The following is a 17,023-nucleotide window of genomic DNA, read 5'->3' on the forward strand; positions in this document are numbered from 1 at the left end:
TGGGTGATACTGTTGTTGAAGCTAACGAAACCCTAGAACTTAGTCTGAGTAACGGTAATACCGCCGGGACAACTACAATTACAGGTTCTCCAGTCAGTCTCTCCATTCAAAATGATGACCTAGAAATTATACCCGAACCCACACCCGTACCAACACCCGCACCCACACCCGCACCAACCCAAATTCCCACACCTATACCTGTACCGATACCCACGCCAAGACCAACGCCCACACCCGCACCCACACCCGCACCCACATCCACACCCGCACCAACGCCCGCACCCACACCCGCACCCACACAAATCCCCACACCGGACTTTAAGGCTTTGGAGGATGCCCTCAAATCCTTGCCTGTTACAGTTTCACCCCAGCCTACCCCGGAACCCACGGCGGTGTATGTGTTTGACCCCACCCAGTTATACATAGGACTGAACATCAACGCCGATGCCCTGACTCCTCCTACGAGTGCCAACCCAGTTAACGGTACGGGTAATACCGATAATTTGGAAGCGACAGACAATCAAGATCGGATTTCATCAGGTGGGGGCAATGACAAAGCATCAGCTTTTAAAGGAGATGACTTTATCACTCTGGAATCGGGGAATAACACAGCCTATGGCGGTCAGGGCAATGATACTGTCCTAGGGGGTCAGGATGATGACCTCATCTTCGGTGATTTAGGAGATGACTTAGTTCAAAGCGGAGATGGTAACGATACGGTTTTCGGTGCTCAAGGGAAGGATATTCTGCACGGAAATCAAGGAGATGACCTGCTCTTGGGCGGTGAAGACATCGATGTCTTAGAGGGCAATGAAGGCAATGATCTGGTTTTCGGTGGCAAGGGCACTGATTTTATCAAAGGAAATGAGGATGATGATGTCCTATTTGGTAACGAAGGTATTGACATCGTTTCTGGGGGGACAGGCAATGATACCGCCTATGGGGGTCAAGAAACCGATCTCGTCGATGGCAATGAAGGTAATGATCTGCTTTGGGGTGATTTAGGAGATGATCTCCTCGATGGGGGTACTGGAGAAGACCAACTCTTGGGCGGTGAGGGCAATGACATCCTCGTCGGTGCTGAGGGTTTTGATATTCTCACCGGAGGAGGTGGCAATGATGAATTCTATATTGCGACTCAATTTGATACGGAAACCATTACGGATTTCCAAGATGGGTCAGACAGAATTGTGTTCACGGGGGGATTGACCTTTGCTCAGTTACAAATTACTTCGGAAAATGGTAATACTATTCTGACGGTAACTAGCACTCAACAACAAGTTGCTAAACTTTTGGGGGTGAATAGTTCTTTAATTACGGCGACAGACTTTTCTGAGAATAATACTCTGTAATCAACAGTGAGTTTCAGAAACTCTCGTTAGGCGTTTTACCTAACGGGGGTGAACTTCACTAATGCTGAATAAACTTTTGTTTATCATTTTTAAAGAACGTAATGTAGAACCCGATAGCCTCTAACCCTATCAACATTCTCCTTATGATTAGGGTTTTTGCTTTTTGGTTGCTAACATCATGTTAGATTGATTCACCCCAAACTTATAACCCACCCCAAAATTAAGGGGTTTCACAGCAGCATTGCTTTGATAAACTTTCCTTAAATCCGGTTGATACCGAACACTAAATAAAGAAATTGGGGTGGTATAGGTTCCAAAAAAGTTTAAATTCCATTGTTTTTCTGTAAAAAAGTTCAGGGGAATCCCCGAATCATCCTGCAAAATCGCTTGACTTTGAGCCAGAATTAACTCTCGAATTCCAGTAAAGGCGGGTCTGTGCATTAAATAGGATGCGGCTTTAAGATAGGTAACGGGTTGCTCAATTTGTTTGATAAATTTGCTGAATTGGGGTGTTTTTTTCAAGCCTTCATCGGAAATATCGGCGGAAAAATAATATAAAGTTCGAGGTTCTTTTTCCCCTTGAGGAACAAAATCAATTTTTACCCCGGGAATCATGCCTTTTTCAAATTTTTGAACTTTAGCATCCTTGTCTAATCCAATATATTGTAAGTCTAAAATTCTATTATTTGTCCTCGCCATAAATAATAAAATCAAAGGTAAAACTCCTTGATTAGATAAATCAGACTTCATTTCTTTAGTTTGAAAAAAGCTAAACTGAAGCAAAGAATAAAGGGAGTTTTTCACATCTCCCAATTTTTGATGACGCTGACTTTCTGATAATTCCTTGAAATTTGGCATCGTTCCCACGGGTTCTAAAGCCACCAGCACATATTCTTGGGCGGTCGGGAAAAATAAATTAGCATATAAGAAATCCGGCCCACTAAAGGGATAAAAAATTCTAGGATTAGATTGATTAATCGCCGCTAATTCCTGTTTTGACCAGTCGCTAACTTTTGCCAGTTGTTGTTTTTCTAGTTTTGACCAAGCTGGCTCAATAAAACCATGATAATTAACCCAAAATTTAGATTGAGTTAGGGGATAAAATTGACTTTTTGGATCAACTTTCATTCCCGCAATTAATTTAGCGGTATCCGTTAAATAATCCGCTTGTTTTTGATCATACAGGTCTAAGGGACTAATCGGGGGAGGAGGTGTTTCTGGCGATGTTTTTGGGGTTTCAATCCTTGGGGATTGTTTAATAGTTTGTTGAGATTCAGTTTGAACACAGGACTGCAAACCAACAACACTTAAAAGGATTAGTAATAGGGCTGAGAATTTCATAAATTACACCAATTTATTCCGAATACCAATAAAATAAAACGGTAAACCCAGGGCAATTGTTCCTAATCCGGCTAAGGATTCAAGGGGTTTATCCTGAAAAATAAATATTAGCATCCAAAGGCTAATTCCTAAAAAAATGATTGGAGTAATGGGATATCCCCAAGTTTTATAGGGACGGGGTACGTCAGGACGGCGAAAACGATGGACAAACACGCCTAAAACCGTGATTAATGAAGATAGGGTTAGGGTAAATGCTAAATAGGTAATCACGGCTTGAAAGCTGGCGGTGATGATTAATATAATCACAATTGCTAGTTGTAAACATAGGGCATAATAGGGGATTCCATGTTGATTTTTTTGAGCTAAAATTCTAAATAAGGGAATATCTTCCCCGATGGCTTGGGTAACTCTTGGCCCAGCTAATACCATGGAACTGATAGAAGAAATTAAACCAAATCCGATTAATAATCCCATGATTTTTGCTCCCAGATTACCAAAAATTTGTTGGGCGGCAATATAACCAATTTCTAATTGTCCAGCTAATTGTTCAATCGGTTTTGTATAGAGAAAAACAAAGTTCAAAAGTAGATATAAAATCGTAACTATTAACGTCCCAATTAACAAGGATTTCGGCAAGTTTTTCTCAGGTTCTTTGATTTCACTAGCTAAATAAACCGCCGCATTCCAACCGGAATAGGAATAGGTCACATAAACTAAAGAAACGCCAAAAGATGAACTAAAAATTACCGGAATATCGCTAAAACGGGGTATAAATTCAATGGGTTGGGGAGTAGCTAAAGTTAACCCACTCAGAATAAAAACAATGATCAGTAAAACTTTTAAAACCGTAAATCCCTGTTGAAATATACTGCTAGTTTTGAGGGTTTGGGTATGAATCAGAGACACCAAAACTACAGCAATTAAAGCAATTATGGTGGGATAATTTAAACCAGGAAATACACTGGAAATATATTTTCCTAATGCCATGGCGGCGGCGGCAATAGGAGCCGCAAAACCGACGGTGACAGACACCCATCCTGAGAGGAAACCTATCACCGGATGATAAATTTCCGAAAGATAATGATATTCTCCCCCAGAGCGGGGCATGGCGGCGCCTAATTCTCCATAACATAGGGCTCCAGAAAGGGCGAAAATACCGCCAATTAACCACAGAAATAAAATGGCAAAACCCGACTGAATATCAAGGACTTGAAATCCTAAACTGGTAAATACACCCGTCCCAATCATATTAGCAACTACAAGAGAAATTGCTGTTGATAATGTGATTTGACTGGATGAACTGGGTTTTTCTAAGGAGTTAGAATCGTTCAAAATCGTTATGCAAAATAGGGATATTTAAACAACCACAAAGGCACAAAGACACTAAGAAGATTATCAATAGATGTTAGCAGATTATGTATTAATTTTGAATCCTCTCTAACGGATAATCTAAACCCGACCTGATTGTAATTCTAAACACAACTTACGGAAATGATCGCCGCGATGTTCAAAACTTTGATATTGATCAAAACTGGCACAGGCTGGAGATAATAATACGACTTTCGCGCCTAATTTTGGAGCAATTTCAGAGGATTTGATAATTGCTTTTTCCATGGTTTCCACGATTTCAAAATTAGAGTAATTTTCTTCTATTAACCGTTTGGCAAAGGCTTCAGCCGCATCTCCAATTAATAATACTGAAACGGCTTTTGCTTTAATTTGATTTATCCAAGCCCTATCCTCGCCTTGTTTAGCTTCTCCTCCGGCTATTAAAATCACGGGAGAATTAACGGCCGACAATCCTACTTCGGCTGCGTCATAATTGGTGGCTTTACTATCATTAATCCAGTCAATTCCTTTCCAAGTCATTATCTGTTCTAAACGATGGGCAACTCCTGGAAAATCAGAAACTGCCTGACTAATTGCTGGGGTTTCTATTCCGGCTAATCGAGCGGCGGCAACTGACATGAGGAGATTTTGTTGATTATGACTTCCGACCATTTTTAAGGCATCCGCTTTAACTATTTTATCTCCATTTTGCATCACCCAATTATTATCAATATAAAATCCTAATTCGGGATTGGCAACTAATTTTTCTCGCCCTAAAACACTTGTCCAAGAGGCAGAAAGCCAGCGTTGATTGGCGGTTTCTCTTAAATAGGGATCGTCGCCATTAATGATTTGTATTTGGGATTGATAGAGTAATTTAGCTTTAATATCATAATAACGTTCTAGGGTGTAATGACGACTCAAATGATCGGGGGTAAAGGTCGTCCAAATAGCAATTTTAGGGGTTAAAGTTGAGGAGGATTCGATTTGATAACTACTGACTTCTGCAATTACCCAATCTAGGGGTTTTTCTATTCCTTGATATTCTTGTAAGGCTAATTCACAGGCCGCATACCCAATATTTCCACAGGCGGGAGCGTTTAAACCTGCGGCTTGAAAAATTGCGGTGGTGAGGGCGGTGGTTGTAGTTTTTCCGTTGGTTCCAGTAATACAAACCCAGGGTAAATGTCGCAGATTTCGCCAAGCTAATTCTAGTTCTCCGATGGTTTCTATGCCTAAATTTCGGGCGACTTTTAACCCCGGACTATCCCAAGGAACTCCAGGACTGACCACAATTAAATCGAGGGAGGTATCGGGTTGAAAAGTATGTCCTAATTCAACTTGAATTCCTTCGGTTTCTAATTGTTGTTTTTGGGTTTCTAGGGTTGAGGAGGAATTGCGATCGCTTAAAATCACATCCCATCCTTGCAATTTTAACAACCGGGCGGCGGCATTTCCCGATCTTCCTAAACCAATAATATGAACTTTCGGCATGGACAATTTAAAAATTCCCAGTAGATTGTTTTTGATTCTACTCGGATATGTTTCAGTCCCGCAAGCGGGATTATTGTTATTGAAAGATTAATGTAGTAGGCTCTTTAGGGCCTCCGTATTTTATTGTTTCAGTCCCGCAAGCGGGATTATTTTAATTGAAACCTAAAATGGTTTTTCCTTTTTTGTAACTTCTGCCTTTAAGTTTCAGTCCCGCAAGCGGGATTATTTTAATTGAAACTGGCTCAGTCGGTGATGTTCTTGATGCCGGAACTTACGTTTCAGTCCCGCAAGCGGGATTATTTTAATTGAAACTTACCGGATTTCGTTACCTACTTGTCGATTGTAAAGTTTCAGTCCCGCAAGCGGGATTATTTTAATTGAAACCTCAGAGGTTGGACACTACAGACAGAGTAAAGATATACGTTTCAGTCCCGCAAGCGGGATTATTTTAATTGAAACAACTATTCTTGATTTACATGACAAAATACAGTCCCAGTTTCAGTCCCGCAAGCGGGATTATTTTAATTGAAACCTCTGCCGTCTGAAACCCTTATGAAACGGTCATTCTAAAGCCCATTTTCGTGAACCTCAAAAATTACCTCATTTCAGCGCTCATTATTGAGACAGATTATTAATAATTAACCTAACTCAAAAGTATAAACCATTGATTTGTCAAGGTTCTAGCGTTTTTTCTGAACCCCCCTAGGTTTTTGCCCCCGCTTAGGTTCACGAAAACCACAGGATTTATATTAAGTCCTCTTACGGCGAGTCACAAGTAAAAGTTTCAATTCTTTACAATTTAGAACTTATTACCATAAACCCCATTAATTGTTTTACCAATATCAATCATCGTTTCCTGAACTCCTTTTTCCTTTCTTTCACTATAGCGATCGCTTAAATAATCAGCCTGTCCTCTTAATAACAATGTAAATTTATAGAGTTCCTCCATCACGTCAACCACGCGATCGCGATAGGGAGAATCCTTCATCACCCCATCCTCATCGAACTCCTGATAGGCTTTGGCCACCGAAGACTGATTGGGAATAGTAAACATCCGCATCCAGCGCCCCAAAATTCGCAGGGTATTCACCGCATTAAAAGACTGGGAACCGCCACAGACCTGCATCACCGCCAAAGTTCGGCCCTGGGTCGGTCGGATCGCCCCCATGGTCAGAGGAATCCAATCAATTTGATTTTTCATGATCCCACTAATTTGACCATGAAGTTCGGGACTCGACCAAACCTGACCCTCAGACCACAAACTCAATTCCCGTAACTCCTGAACTTTGGGGTGAGTGTCCGGTACGCTCCCAAAAATTGGTAATTCTCGCGGGTCAAAAAACCGCACTTCTGCACCAAAATCCTGAATAATTAGGGCGGCTTCTTCTGCTAATAAACGACTGTAAGACCGTCCTCTTAAAGAACCGTATAACAATAGAATTCGGGGTGGATGATCGAACATATATTAGGGAATGGGTAATGGGTAATGGGTAATGGGTAATGGGTAATGGGTAATGGGTAATAGGTAATAGGTAATAGGTAATAGGTTTTGGACTAATAACTAATGACTGATGACTGATAACTGGTAAGGAAGGGTTCTTTTAGATCTTTTAGGACTTACGCAGAAACCGGGTTTCTGAACGAGAAATCTCGATTTCATCCGCAAAATCAGGGCCAGAAACCCGGTTTCTTGGGTCTTGTGCGTAAGTCCTGTCTTTGTTAATTACCGCGCATCTCGATGAACCCGCCCCTACAACTGATTATTGCAAAAAGTGTTAACTCAAACTATCAATTAACGTTTGAACTCTGTCTTTAATTTCATCTCTGACTCGATGAAAAGTTTCTAAAGGTTGTCCGTCGGGATCATCTAATTGCCAATCTTCAAAAACTTCTCGAACTACCCAGGCTTCTGGTAAGTTTACCCCACAACCGCATAGAGAAATCACCGCATCATAATCTTCTGCCTGGAAATCACTTAAAGGGTTAGAAGTTTGATTAGTAATATCAATTCCGATTTCATCCATCACTTGAATAGCTGTAGGATGCACCCGACTTGCTTCTAAACCGGAACTGGTAACGGCTATTTTTCCGGCTCCTAAAGTTCTAGCAAATCCTTCCGCCATTTGAGAACGGCAAGAATTTCTTTTGCAAACAAACATTACTTTTTTCATGGTCAATCTCCAATTTTTAGAATAGGTAAATCAGGAATACACGCAAATTTGGGGATGTCACCCTAGATGTAGGGGTAATTCATGAATTACCCCTACTCTTAATAGCGTAATTCCTGTAAATGATCTAACAAATCCGGGTATTTATTGATTTAACTCTTAACACAACGCGGATCAAATAAACTGGCTTTTTCCGGTTCTCTGGGGAACCAAAAGGCAGTTTTTTTGCAAATTTCAACCAACATTAACATCACCGGAACTTCAATTAATACCCCCACAACTGTTGCTAAAGCCGCACCGGAATTTAAACCAAATAAAGTGACTGCTGTGGCGATCGCTACTTCAAAATGATTACTCGCCCCAATTAATGCCGCCGGAGCCGCATCTTCATAGGACATTTTCATTTTTAAAGCGATCAGATAGCTAATCAGAAAAATAAAATTGGTTTGGATAAATAAAGGCACTGCAATTAACAGAATATGAAAGGGATTATTAACAATTAATTCCCCTTTAAAAGCAAAGAGTAATACCAAAGTAATTAACAATGCCGATGTAGCAACGGGGCTTAAATAATGCAGAAATTCCCGTTCAAACCAAGCCTTACCTTTGTTTTTAAAAATCCAGTGGCGAGTATATACTCCCGCCGCTAAAGGTAATGCCACATAAATGATCACCGATAAAAAAATGGTTAACCAAGGCACTGTTAAATCATTCGCCGCTAGTAACCAACGCCCTAACGGTGCATATAAAAATAACATCGCCAAGGAGTTAACCGCCACCATCACTAAAGTATGACCTTGATTCCCATAACACAGATAACCCCACATCAAAACCATCGCCGTACAGGGAGCAATTCCTAATAAAATAGTTCCGGCAATATAGGAATTTGCCAAGGAAACTTCCTGTCCTCCGATCAGTTCTGTCCCAGTAATTAAAGGACGAAATAACCAGCCTAAAAAGAACTGAGAAAAGGCTACCATTGTAAAGGGTTTAATTAACCAATTGACAACTAAAGTTAGTAATACGGGTTTAGGGGCGCGGACAGCGTTAGCAGCCTGGGTAAAATCAATTTTTACCATGATGGGATACATCATAAAAAACAGGCAAATAGCGATCGGAATCGAGATTTGATGGACGCTCATCGAGTCTAAAGTAACCGCAACTCCCGGGAATAAACGCCCTAAAATAATCCCACCAATAATACATAAGAATACCCAAACCGTTAGGTATTTTTCAAAAATACTCAGTTTCCCCCCGGCTTGCACCGCCGACGGATTAACTTGAGGTAAATTTCTACTCATTAAACCTCCTAAAAAAATTAGTATTCTGCCCGTTTAGTTAACACTTCATCCAAGGTTAAGTTAAACTCCGATGTTCCCCCAAATACCGTCCCCACTTTGGTTTTATGAAAGTTACGATAGAGTTTGGTATAATCATCGGGTTCAAAGGCAATATAACCTACACTTTTAACAGCTTTAGGAGCTTTTTGCATATAGAAATCCAGAAAATTATTCATCGCCGGATTATCTTGAGCAGCGACCGCATTCACATAGATAAATAAGGGGCGAGCTAGGGGTTGATATTTTTCAATTTCCGCCGCATTAGATGAGGGGATAATTGGCCCTGAACCCGTTTGATTATCAATAGCTAAGGCTTTTAAATCTCCTGGTCTTTCCTGATAATAAGCATAGCCAAAATAACCGAGTGAATTAGGATCATTCATCACTCCTTGGGCAATAATTTCATCATCTTCACTGGCTTGATAATCGTTTCGGCTGGCTTTTTCTTCCCCGACTACCGCGGCGGTAAAATAATCAAAGGTTCCTGAATCTTTGCCGGGGCCATAGAGATTAATCGGTTGGTTCGGCCAAGACCCACGAATTTGATTCCAAGTTTTAATTTTTCCCTCAGCTTGGGGTTCCCAAAGTTTCTTTAATTCGGCAACGGTAATATCATTTACCCAGGTATTTTTAGGGTTAACAACAATCGTTAAGGCATCAAAGGCAACGGGTAATTCCAGATAGGAAATCTTGTTTTTTTTACAAAGTTCTATTTCTTCTTTTAGAATGGGTCGAGACGCATTACTAATATCGGTTTCTCCAGCACAAAATTTTCTAAACCCTCCTCCGGTTCCTGAAAAATCAACTTTAACATCGAGATCATCAGCAGGACTTTGAGCATTGTATTCTTTAACAATGGCTGCTGTAATCGGATAAACCGTACTAGAACCATCAATCAGAATGGGTTTTGTCTGTTTTACTTGCTGTGTCTGATTCTGACTACAAGCTAAAAGTAAAGTAGCAGTCCCAAGGGCTAAAACGAAGGTTTTGAGAGAACTGGGCAGTTTGAGTAGTTTAGGAGTCATAAAATTTCCCCCTTGACATTTATGATTAGGGATGTTTGAATCATATCAAAAAAAATTGATATGTCAAGTTAAAAAAAGGTTAAGATTCTTTTAGGTCATCTAAAAATGCTGAATTAGTCTGAGAAAAATTAGGGAAAAGACGAAAATTATGATCGCTGATTTCCCTTTAATATCTAATCTTTGATTTATTAATTAAAACTTGGGTAACTGCCACAATTCGGGTTGAAATTCCCTCAGAGAACCCAGAATTTGATCGGCTTCTTGATAAAGGGATTGATCCATATCCGACGCTGGAACTGCTATTACGGACATCCCCGCCGCCCGAGCCGCAGAAACCCCCGCTAAGGCATCTTCAAATACTAAACAGTTTTCGGGTTTTGCCCCCAAACGTTGAGCGACTAATAGGAAAATATCCGGTGCAGGTTTGCCATTTTTTAGTTCAGGATCATCTCCTCTAACAATAGATTGAAATAGGGAAAACCATTGTTGATGACTCTGGGTTTTTGCGGTAAAAGGGCGATTTCCTGAACTGGTGGCGATCGCTTGGGGAATATTATGAGCCGCCAGATGTTCCGTGAGAAAAACCGCTCCCTCTAAGGGCAAAACGTGGGGATACAATTGATAAATAATGGCATCTTTTCGCTCTAAAAATTGTTCAACAGTTACCGATAATTCTAACTCTTGAATTAAGAGTTTAACGGAATCATGGGATTTTCTCCCCCTAACTTTACAACCCAGAGCATGATCAATGGTTTTGCCATAATAATTGGCAACCATTTGATTAACTTTAGTATGAAGGGGTTCCGTATCTAACAGTAAACCGTCTAAATCGTAAATAACGTGGGTAATTTTTCTAAAATTTGGCATTGGTCAAGTGATAAAGCATTGTATTTATTATGAATCAAATTGACGGATAAATCAAGGGATAAAAATTATCTGGAATAGCATCAAAAATCAATTGAGTCTAGGATGTTAATTGCCAAGATTGATGACAAGTCCAGGAATTATCGGGATGTCTCTGATAAAACCTTAATTCCCAATCCACTTGGGCGTAGGGATTAATTCGGTTTTGAGCTAAATCTTTTAATTTTTGAGCGTGTTGGGGTTGAAATTCATAGGCTAAACTCAAATGTAGCCAAGTTTTTAATCGCAAGGCTTCTAAACGAGTCGGTGAATTAACTAATTTACTAAAATGAATCATTAATAATAGAATACCTGGGGCTTGTAATTCCAAACCATACCAAGTGGCTTGAAAAGTCATTTGGTTTACATTAATCTTTAAGGGAATCGCGGTTAATTGGGCGGTATTATAAGCGGTTTCTAGGGCTTGAATATAGAGGGAGGTTTGTGACTCTTGATCCTGAAAAAATCCAGTTAAGGTACAATGGGGCATATAATTATGGGCGGCATTTAATCCACACAATTCCAGACTTTCTTGATAAAAGATTTCAATTTGTTCCGCTAATTCTCCCCGAGGACAAGCATAAACAATAAATTCAAGGTTCATAAATTATCAGTTATCGGTCAGCCATGCAGCGATACTGTAGGCTAGTGGCGGGTCTCTAGCAGTTATCAATTATCAGTTTATAGCCTATTTGCCAGAATGATCAACCTGTTGACGATTTGACTATATAAAGTTAGTTAAATCTAGTTGATCTGCGAGTTAATTTTTGTTTAAATTTTTGAAACAATAAAGATTTGAACGATAATATTGTTTCTTAAACAAATTATAACTTTTGTAAAAAAATCTAATAATTTAATCCCTTGACTTTAATTGATTTTTGGTTTAAAATCCCAATTTGATAGTATAATTAAGCAGTATCACTATAATTCGCAGAGTTTGGATATAATTATGAGATCAACCCCAGATTTTTTTGATCAGACTCAGATTGATCATTGGGAAACTCAGATCCCTCCTGTCTCTGATCAAGCTCAATTGCACGGCTTTGTAATGGATATTAGCCAAATTTTTAGCTTAGAAACCGAGGGAACACTATCTTCCAGGCAAGCCTATACCCAGATTAAGCGGTTAGTCACGGAATTACAAAACAGTGTAATTAATGACTAAATGCCATATTATAACAATCTTAAAATTCTCTGTAAAAAACTATTTAAGATTGTTATAATAAAACAAGTATTAATTAAAATTTTGGGGTGTTTATTATGGAAACAACAACTAATCCTCAAACCGAAACTTTAGGATATTGGGCAGTACAAGCGATTCAGAAACATCTGGAAAAAGTTATTAGTCATGAATCTGAAGTTTTGAAAGATCATGATCCTGAAGAATTACATCAAATGCGGGTCGGAATGCGACGATTAAGATCGGCGGTAGTTGGGTTTGCTCCCGTATTAAAATTACCCGAATCGGCTGAGGATGAAAAAATCGGTAGAATTGCCCGTCGTTTGGGAAAATTGCGAGATTTAGATGTTTTATTAGAAATATTACAAAATACTTATTATTCCCAATTACCGCCATCGGAACAAGATATTTTAGATAAAATATTAATGGATTGGGTGAAACAACGTCACAAAGTTTTTCGAGTTGTGGCATGGACTTTAGAACATAAAATATATCAAAACTTGAAAGAAGATTTACAAGATTGGGTGAAAGAACCTAGTTTTACGACTTTGGAAAAACTACCAGTTAATGAAGTTCTACCGGATTTATTACTTCCCCAAATTAGTCATTTATTCTTGCATCCGGGTTGGCAAGTAGGAATCAATCAAGACCTAGTTAATTCTGCTGAAGTTACTTCAGAAACCTTAGAAATAATTTTAGATCAACAGGGAGAATCTTTGCACGATTTAAGAAAACAAGCAAAAAAAGTCCGTTATCAAATGAGTTTGTTTACTAACTTTTATAGTCCTAAATATTCAACTTATTTAGAAGATATCAAAGCCATTCAAGAACATTTAGGAGATATTCAAGATAGTATGGTTTTGATGGAAAAAATAGCTGATAAAATCCCATCAAAAATTAGGTCTAAACTTCCAACTTTTATCAATCTTTTAGCGGAAAAACGCTATGAATCTTGGCAAAAATGGCAATCACTTCAACAGCGTTATTTAAAAGCTGAAAATCGCCAGGAATTTCGCTTAGAATTACTGCATCCGATAATAAATGGGTAAGGGGTAATTACGAATTACGAATTACGAATTACGAATTACGAATTACGAATTACGAATTACGAATTACGAATAGCCAATGGGTAATAGCAAAAGTTTACCTCCCCTGCTTCCCCTGCTTCCCCTACTCCCCCTGCGGCCACTGAGCCTGTCGAAGTGCCCCCTGCCTTTCAAGGTTCCGTTTTCGGAGTTGCAGGAAGTTGAGGGCTAGGCGTTTTGATTTTCACAAAAATATCATAACGGCTGGTGCGATCGCTTAAAATTGCAGTAGTTAATCCAATTGATTGAATCGCATCAATCCATAACTTTTGATCCGGGGGAAGTTGGGGTAAAGATAAAGTTCTGACCTTCGGATCAAACACCTTTTCAATATTCATAAAAAAGTTACCATTATTGGGGTTAAATGTCATCGGAACAGTTTGCTGAAATAGCGGATTAGCAGTGATTGCAGCTTGAGGTAAAGGCACAATTTGATCCGCTACCGCCCCCCCCAAAGTAACAAAAGCCACATCCGGTTCTAACCAACCCCGAGTAACCATAAATCCCCCAAAGGGAGACACCCATTGCACTGCCGATTGATCCTTAACTTTCGTTTCACTCACCGTAAATTTTTTATTCTTCATCACCTCATCTAATTGGGTTAAAGCCTTATCCGCCGCACCGCGATCGGAAACCTTCACCATTAACACTAACCCCGCCACAAATCTTTCCAAAGCCCTAGGATTTGGATTAGCAGGAACCAAAGATAAAGAAAATTCCCCACCCATCCAATTCAAAACATCTTTTTCCAACTCCATCCCCGTCGCAGATTTAAAACTAGAACTCAAAACTTGAGGATTAAAGGGCGCTATGGGATTTGCATTTGCACCCTGAGTATAATCTTCCCAAACCAGTTTTAAATTACTTCCAGAAACCATCATTAATGTATTTTCTGGAATCCGCCTGAGAATCTCTTGAGCTTTATTTTCAACAGTAAATTTTTTCTGACTATTAGGTTTTAACCAAGATACGGATTTTAAACCAACTCCTTGAGATTCCAAATTAATATTAGTAGCTAATCCTTGATGTTGTTGTACCTGTTCTAAATTTTTATCAGGAATCGGATTAGGAGAACGGTAGGAGGCAATTTTTGTGGCGACGGGAATATTGAGGTAAACTTGAGCAAAGGGATTAGGGGTTTTAATCTTTTCTAAACTAGCAGCATATCCCGGGGTTTTCGCTAAGGAATCCGAACCTCTATAGGTATCAATTACCCGTTCAGTTGCATTCGGATCAGTCGTAACAACTAAAAAATCTTGTCCCAGGACGGCGATCGAATAATTTTGTTTAGGATTTCCCTGGGTTTCAATAATATCCACACCCCGATAGGAGCGCTGGGCGGTTTGACCCGGTTGTACTGTTCTCGGTTGCGATAACAATTCCTTGGCTTTGGCGGGGTTAGCAATCGGAAACACCATCACCATCGCCTGTTGATTCAGGGTCGTAGAAGTCTGGGCCCCCGGAGATGTACCTGAGATTAAACTGGGATTTGGTAAAGAGACAATCATCACCTCCTTTCCCACCCAAGGCTGAATATCCTTTTGATAATCATAGCCATTGTCTGTAAACACCCGACTTTGCCAACCCTTGAGAATATCTTGCAACGCCCCCTGAGATTGAACTGTGCCGTATTGCTTTAATTTTTCCCATTCTTGGGGATTGGTGGAGACGGATACGGCCACCATTGCCTCTTGGGGGACAACATTTGCACCCGGGGGAACACCTTCTAAAAATTTACGCGAAACTAAACCGTAATATGCTGCAATTCCACCTCCAACCAGCAGGGTTGCAACTCCCACCGTCAAAACTAGATTGGGTTTGATTTTTTCGATCATGAATGGGAAGGATGGCTTGAGACAACCGGTAGACTAATTAATTCGATATCGAGGGAGATTTTAACCCAGGGGGTCACACTTTGCAAATTCATCAGAGCGGTTCTTGATCTTGCGGATCGGAAAGATTATTAAACCAACCACGTTTCCAGAAGAAGAAAAATAACCCTAAAGCGATGAAAAACATCATTCCCAAACAGACAGGATAACCCCAATACCAATTGAGTTCTGGCATATTCCAAGGAGAATTTTCTGAGTTAAAATTCATTCCGTAGACCCCCGCCACAAAGGTTAGGGGAATAAAAATAGTCGAAATAACGGTGAGCAATTTCATGATTTCATTCATTTTATTGCTCATCGTAGACATATAAATTCCCATTAAATCCGAGGATGATTCTCGATAGGTTTCTACCATATCCCTAACTAAAATGGTATGATCATAACAGTCTCGAAAATAAACCCGAACTTCTGGACTAATTAAATCGCTTCCATCCCGAATTAACACATTAATCGCTTCCCGTTGCGCCCAAATTGCCCGTCGCAGGGTAAATAAATCTCGACGAATACTATAAATTTTAGCTAGATCTTTAGGTACAGGATTAAATACAACCTTGTCTTCTAAATCTTCTAAAAGATCTCCATATTCTTCTAATACCGGGAAAAACCCATCAATAATTGCATCTAAAATCGCATAGGCTAAATAATCAGCCCCTTGTTTACGAATAATTCCTTGATTATAACGAATGCGATCGCGCACAGGTTGCAAACAATCATAGTCCGCTTCTTCCTGCACCGTGAGTAAATAATTTTTCCCTAAAATCAGACTCACCTGTTCTTTATGGAGGGGATCGGCGCCGGGTTTGATCATGATCATCCAAGCCACAATCACCAATTGACCCTCATATTCCACCACTTTCGGCCGTTGGGGAACATTCACCACATCTTCTAAAGCAATCGGATGTAAATTAAATACCTTCGCCATCCGATCCCAAGTGTCTTGATTTCCTAACCCTAAAATATCTAACCAAGAGACAGAATGGGTATCTAAATAAGGCGCACATTCCTCCGGTGTTTTTAAGGTTAAACGAGTTGCCATTTCGTCACTATAATCAATTAAAACCATTTCTGGGGGTGGATCATCCGCTTCCACATCTAATGTGCCCGGGGGAGTTCCGGGATCATCATAGAAATAATCTAAATTCGATTCTTCTTCATCTTCATCAACAACAGAATCGAGCGGGGGCATCGTGGATTTTATACTGTGTGCCATAAAAAACTGCCCTGAAGTTTAATGGAATGGGTTTAGGAGTCGCAAAACTAATTTAAGTTTAACAGATGAAGTTCAAAAGGGAGTTTATATTTTAATAAAAAAATCTATAGACTGTTTTCTAAAATTTTAAATTCCCTTAAAGCAGGTAAAAAGTTTTTGTTTTCATGACTAGGACGACTTAATTTGAGTAAAGCAAATCGTTGTAACGGGGTTAAATCTTGCCATTGTTTTAAGGTAATCTTAACCCCGATTTCCCCTGCTTTTTGCTGTACGTCATCTGGTAATTTTTTTGTTTCTAACCAAAGCGGTTGATCCTCAATGGGTAAATCCTTGAGAGGAAGATTAGTATATTGTTCTGCTAATTCATATAATAAACTCCTATAAGCCGCAATTTCTTCCGGTGTATTAATCGAATTGCTAACTAACTGTTGACGAGCCTCCTGACTAAATTTATTCCAATGTTCCAGTTTTAACTTAACCCCACAACTATCTAACTTATACCGCACAATCATCGGAATACATCGCAAAGATTCAACAAAATCCTGTTCAAATTCAAACAAATTATTCATATATAGCAATCCTATTTGAGTTGTGTTCAAAAAGGGAACAGGGAACAGGGAACAGGGAACAGGTAATGGGTAATGGGTAATGGGTAATGGGTAATGGGTAATGGGTAATGGGTAATTACGAATTACGAATTACGA

Annotated in this window: 15 protein-coding genes and 1 CRISPR repeat array; of the genes, 3 read left to right on the plus strand and 12 right to left on the minus strand. The window is 39.6% G+C overall.

The window, feature by feature from the left end:
* The coding region (locus PL9631_RS26020) for a calcium-binding protein (protein WP_269321683.1) at positions 1–1,352 on the plus strand (1,352 nt) is incomplete at its 5' end.
* Positions 1,353–1,499: 147 nt separating this feature from the next.
* Here PL9631_RS26020 and PL9631_RS04290 read toward each other — a convergent pair.
* From PL9631_RS04290 to PL9631_RS04330, 9 genes are all read right to left on the minus strand, one after another.
* Positions 1,500–2,693, minus strand: coding sequence for a hypothetical protein (locus PL9631_RS04290; RefSeq protein WP_083617399.1), 1,194 nt, complete (start codon positions 2,691–2,693; stop codon positions 1,500–1,502).
* A gap of 3 nt (positions 2,694–2,696) precedes the next feature.
* Positions 2,697–4,025: an APC family permease gene (locus PL9631_RS04295; protein WP_231516638.1), complete on the minus strand. Its 1,329-nt coding sequence runs from the start codon at positions 4,023–4,025 to the stop codon at positions 2,697–2,699.
* 117 nt (positions 4,026–4,142) lie between these two features.
* The gene (gene murD / locus PL9631_RS04300; RefSeq protein ID WP_083617401.1) at positions 4,143–5,516 is read right to left on the minus strand and encodes a UDP-N-acetylmuramoyl-L-alanine--D-glutamate ligase; all 1,374 of its coding nucleotides are present in this window, start codon (positions 5,514–5,516) and stop codon (positions 4,143–4,145) included.
* Between the two features lie 49 nt (positions 5,517–5,565).
* Positions 5,566–6,048: a CRISPR direct-repeat array (repeat unit 37 nt; unit sequence GTTTCAGTCCCGCAAGCGGGATTATTTTAATTGAAAC).
* A 267-nt stretch (positions 6,049–6,315) separates the two neighbouring features.
* Positions 6,316–6,978 carry an arsenical resistance protein ArsH gene (arsH, locus tag PL9631_RS04305; RefSeq protein WP_083617403.1) on the minus strand — a complete coding sequence of 221 codons (663 nt, stop codon included), beginning with the start codon at positions 6,976–6,978 and terminating at the stop codon, positions 6,316–6,318.
* A 313-nt stretch (positions 6,979–7,291) separates the two neighbouring features.
* Positions 7,292–7,687, minus strand: a complete 396-nt coding sequence (arsC, locus tag PL9631_RS04310; protein ID WP_083617405.1) for an arsenate reductase, glutathione/glutaredoxin type — start codon at positions 7,685–7,687, stop codon at positions 7,292–7,294.
* Positions 7,688–7,836: 149 nt separating this feature from the next.
* Entirely contained in the window at positions 7,837–8,985 is a 1,149-nt protein-coding gene (arsB, locus tag PL9631_RS04315) for an ACR3 family arsenite efflux transporter (RefSeq protein WP_083617407.1), read from the minus strand.
* A 17-nt stretch (positions 8,986–9,002) separates the two neighbouring features.
* Entirely contained in the window at positions 9,003–10,049 is a 1,047-nt protein-coding gene (locus PL9631_RS04320; RefSeq protein WP_083617409.1) for a PstS family phosphate ABC transporter substrate-binding protein, read from the minus strand.
* A gap of 192 nt (positions 10,050–10,241) precedes the next feature.
* The gene (locus tag PL9631_RS04325) at positions 10,242–10,916 is read right to left on the minus strand and encodes an HAD-IA family hydrolase (protein WP_083617411.1); all 675 of its coding nucleotides are present in this window, start codon (positions 10,914–10,916) and stop codon (positions 10,242–10,244) included.
* Between the two features lie 97 nt (positions 10,917–11,013).
* Complete coding sequence (locus tag PL9631_RS04330; protein ID WP_083617413.1) at positions 11,014–11,556, minus strand: hypothetical protein; 543 nt, start codon at positions 11,554–11,556, stop codon at positions 11,014–11,016.
* A gap of 345 nt (positions 11,557–11,901) precedes the next feature.
* Between PL9631_RS04330 and PL9631_RS04335 the strand changes: the two genes are divergently transcribed.
* On the plus strand, positions 11,902–12,117 hold the full coding sequence (locus PL9631_RS04335) for a DUF7219 family protein (protein WP_083617415.1): 216 nt from the start codon (positions 11,902–11,904) through the stop codon (positions 12,115–12,117).
* 95 nt (positions 12,118–12,212) lie between these two features.
* Positions 12,213–13,181, plus strand: coding sequence for a CHAD domain-containing protein (locus PL9631_RS04340; protein WP_083617417.1), 969 nt, complete (start codon positions 12,213–12,215; stop codon positions 13,179–13,181).
* A 167-nt stretch (positions 13,182–13,348) separates the two neighbouring features.
* Here the strand turns inward: PL9631_RS04340 and PL9631_RS04345 are convergent, their stop codons facing one another.
* The 3 genes from PL9631_RS04345 to PL9631_RS04355 form a co-directional block, all read right to left on the minus strand.
* Positions 13,349–15,052: a DUF3352 domain-containing protein gene (locus PL9631_RS04345; RefSeq protein WP_083617419.1), complete on the minus strand. Its 1,704-nt coding sequence runs from the start codon at positions 15,050–15,052 to the stop codon at positions 13,349–13,351.
* 91 nt (positions 15,053–15,143) lie between these two features.
* Positions 15,144–16,319, minus strand: a complete 1,176-nt coding sequence (gene corA, locus PL9631_RS04350; protein ID WP_083617421.1) for a magnesium/cobalt transporter CorA — start codon at positions 16,317–16,319, stop codon at positions 15,144–15,146.
* Positions 16,320–16,423: 104 nt separating this feature from the next.
* A complete protein-coding gene (locus PL9631_RS04355) occupies positions 16,424–16,888 on the minus strand; it encodes a nitrate reductase associated protein (RefSeq protein WP_083617423.1) in 465 nt (154 codons plus the stop codon).
* Positions 16,889–17,023: the final 135 nt, after the last annotated feature.

Source organism: Planktothrix paucivesiculata PCC 9631, assembly GCF_900009265.2.
GTDB lineage: Bacteria > Cyanobacteriota > Cyanobacteriia > Cyanobacteriales > Microcoleaceae > Planktothrix > Planktothrix paucivesiculata.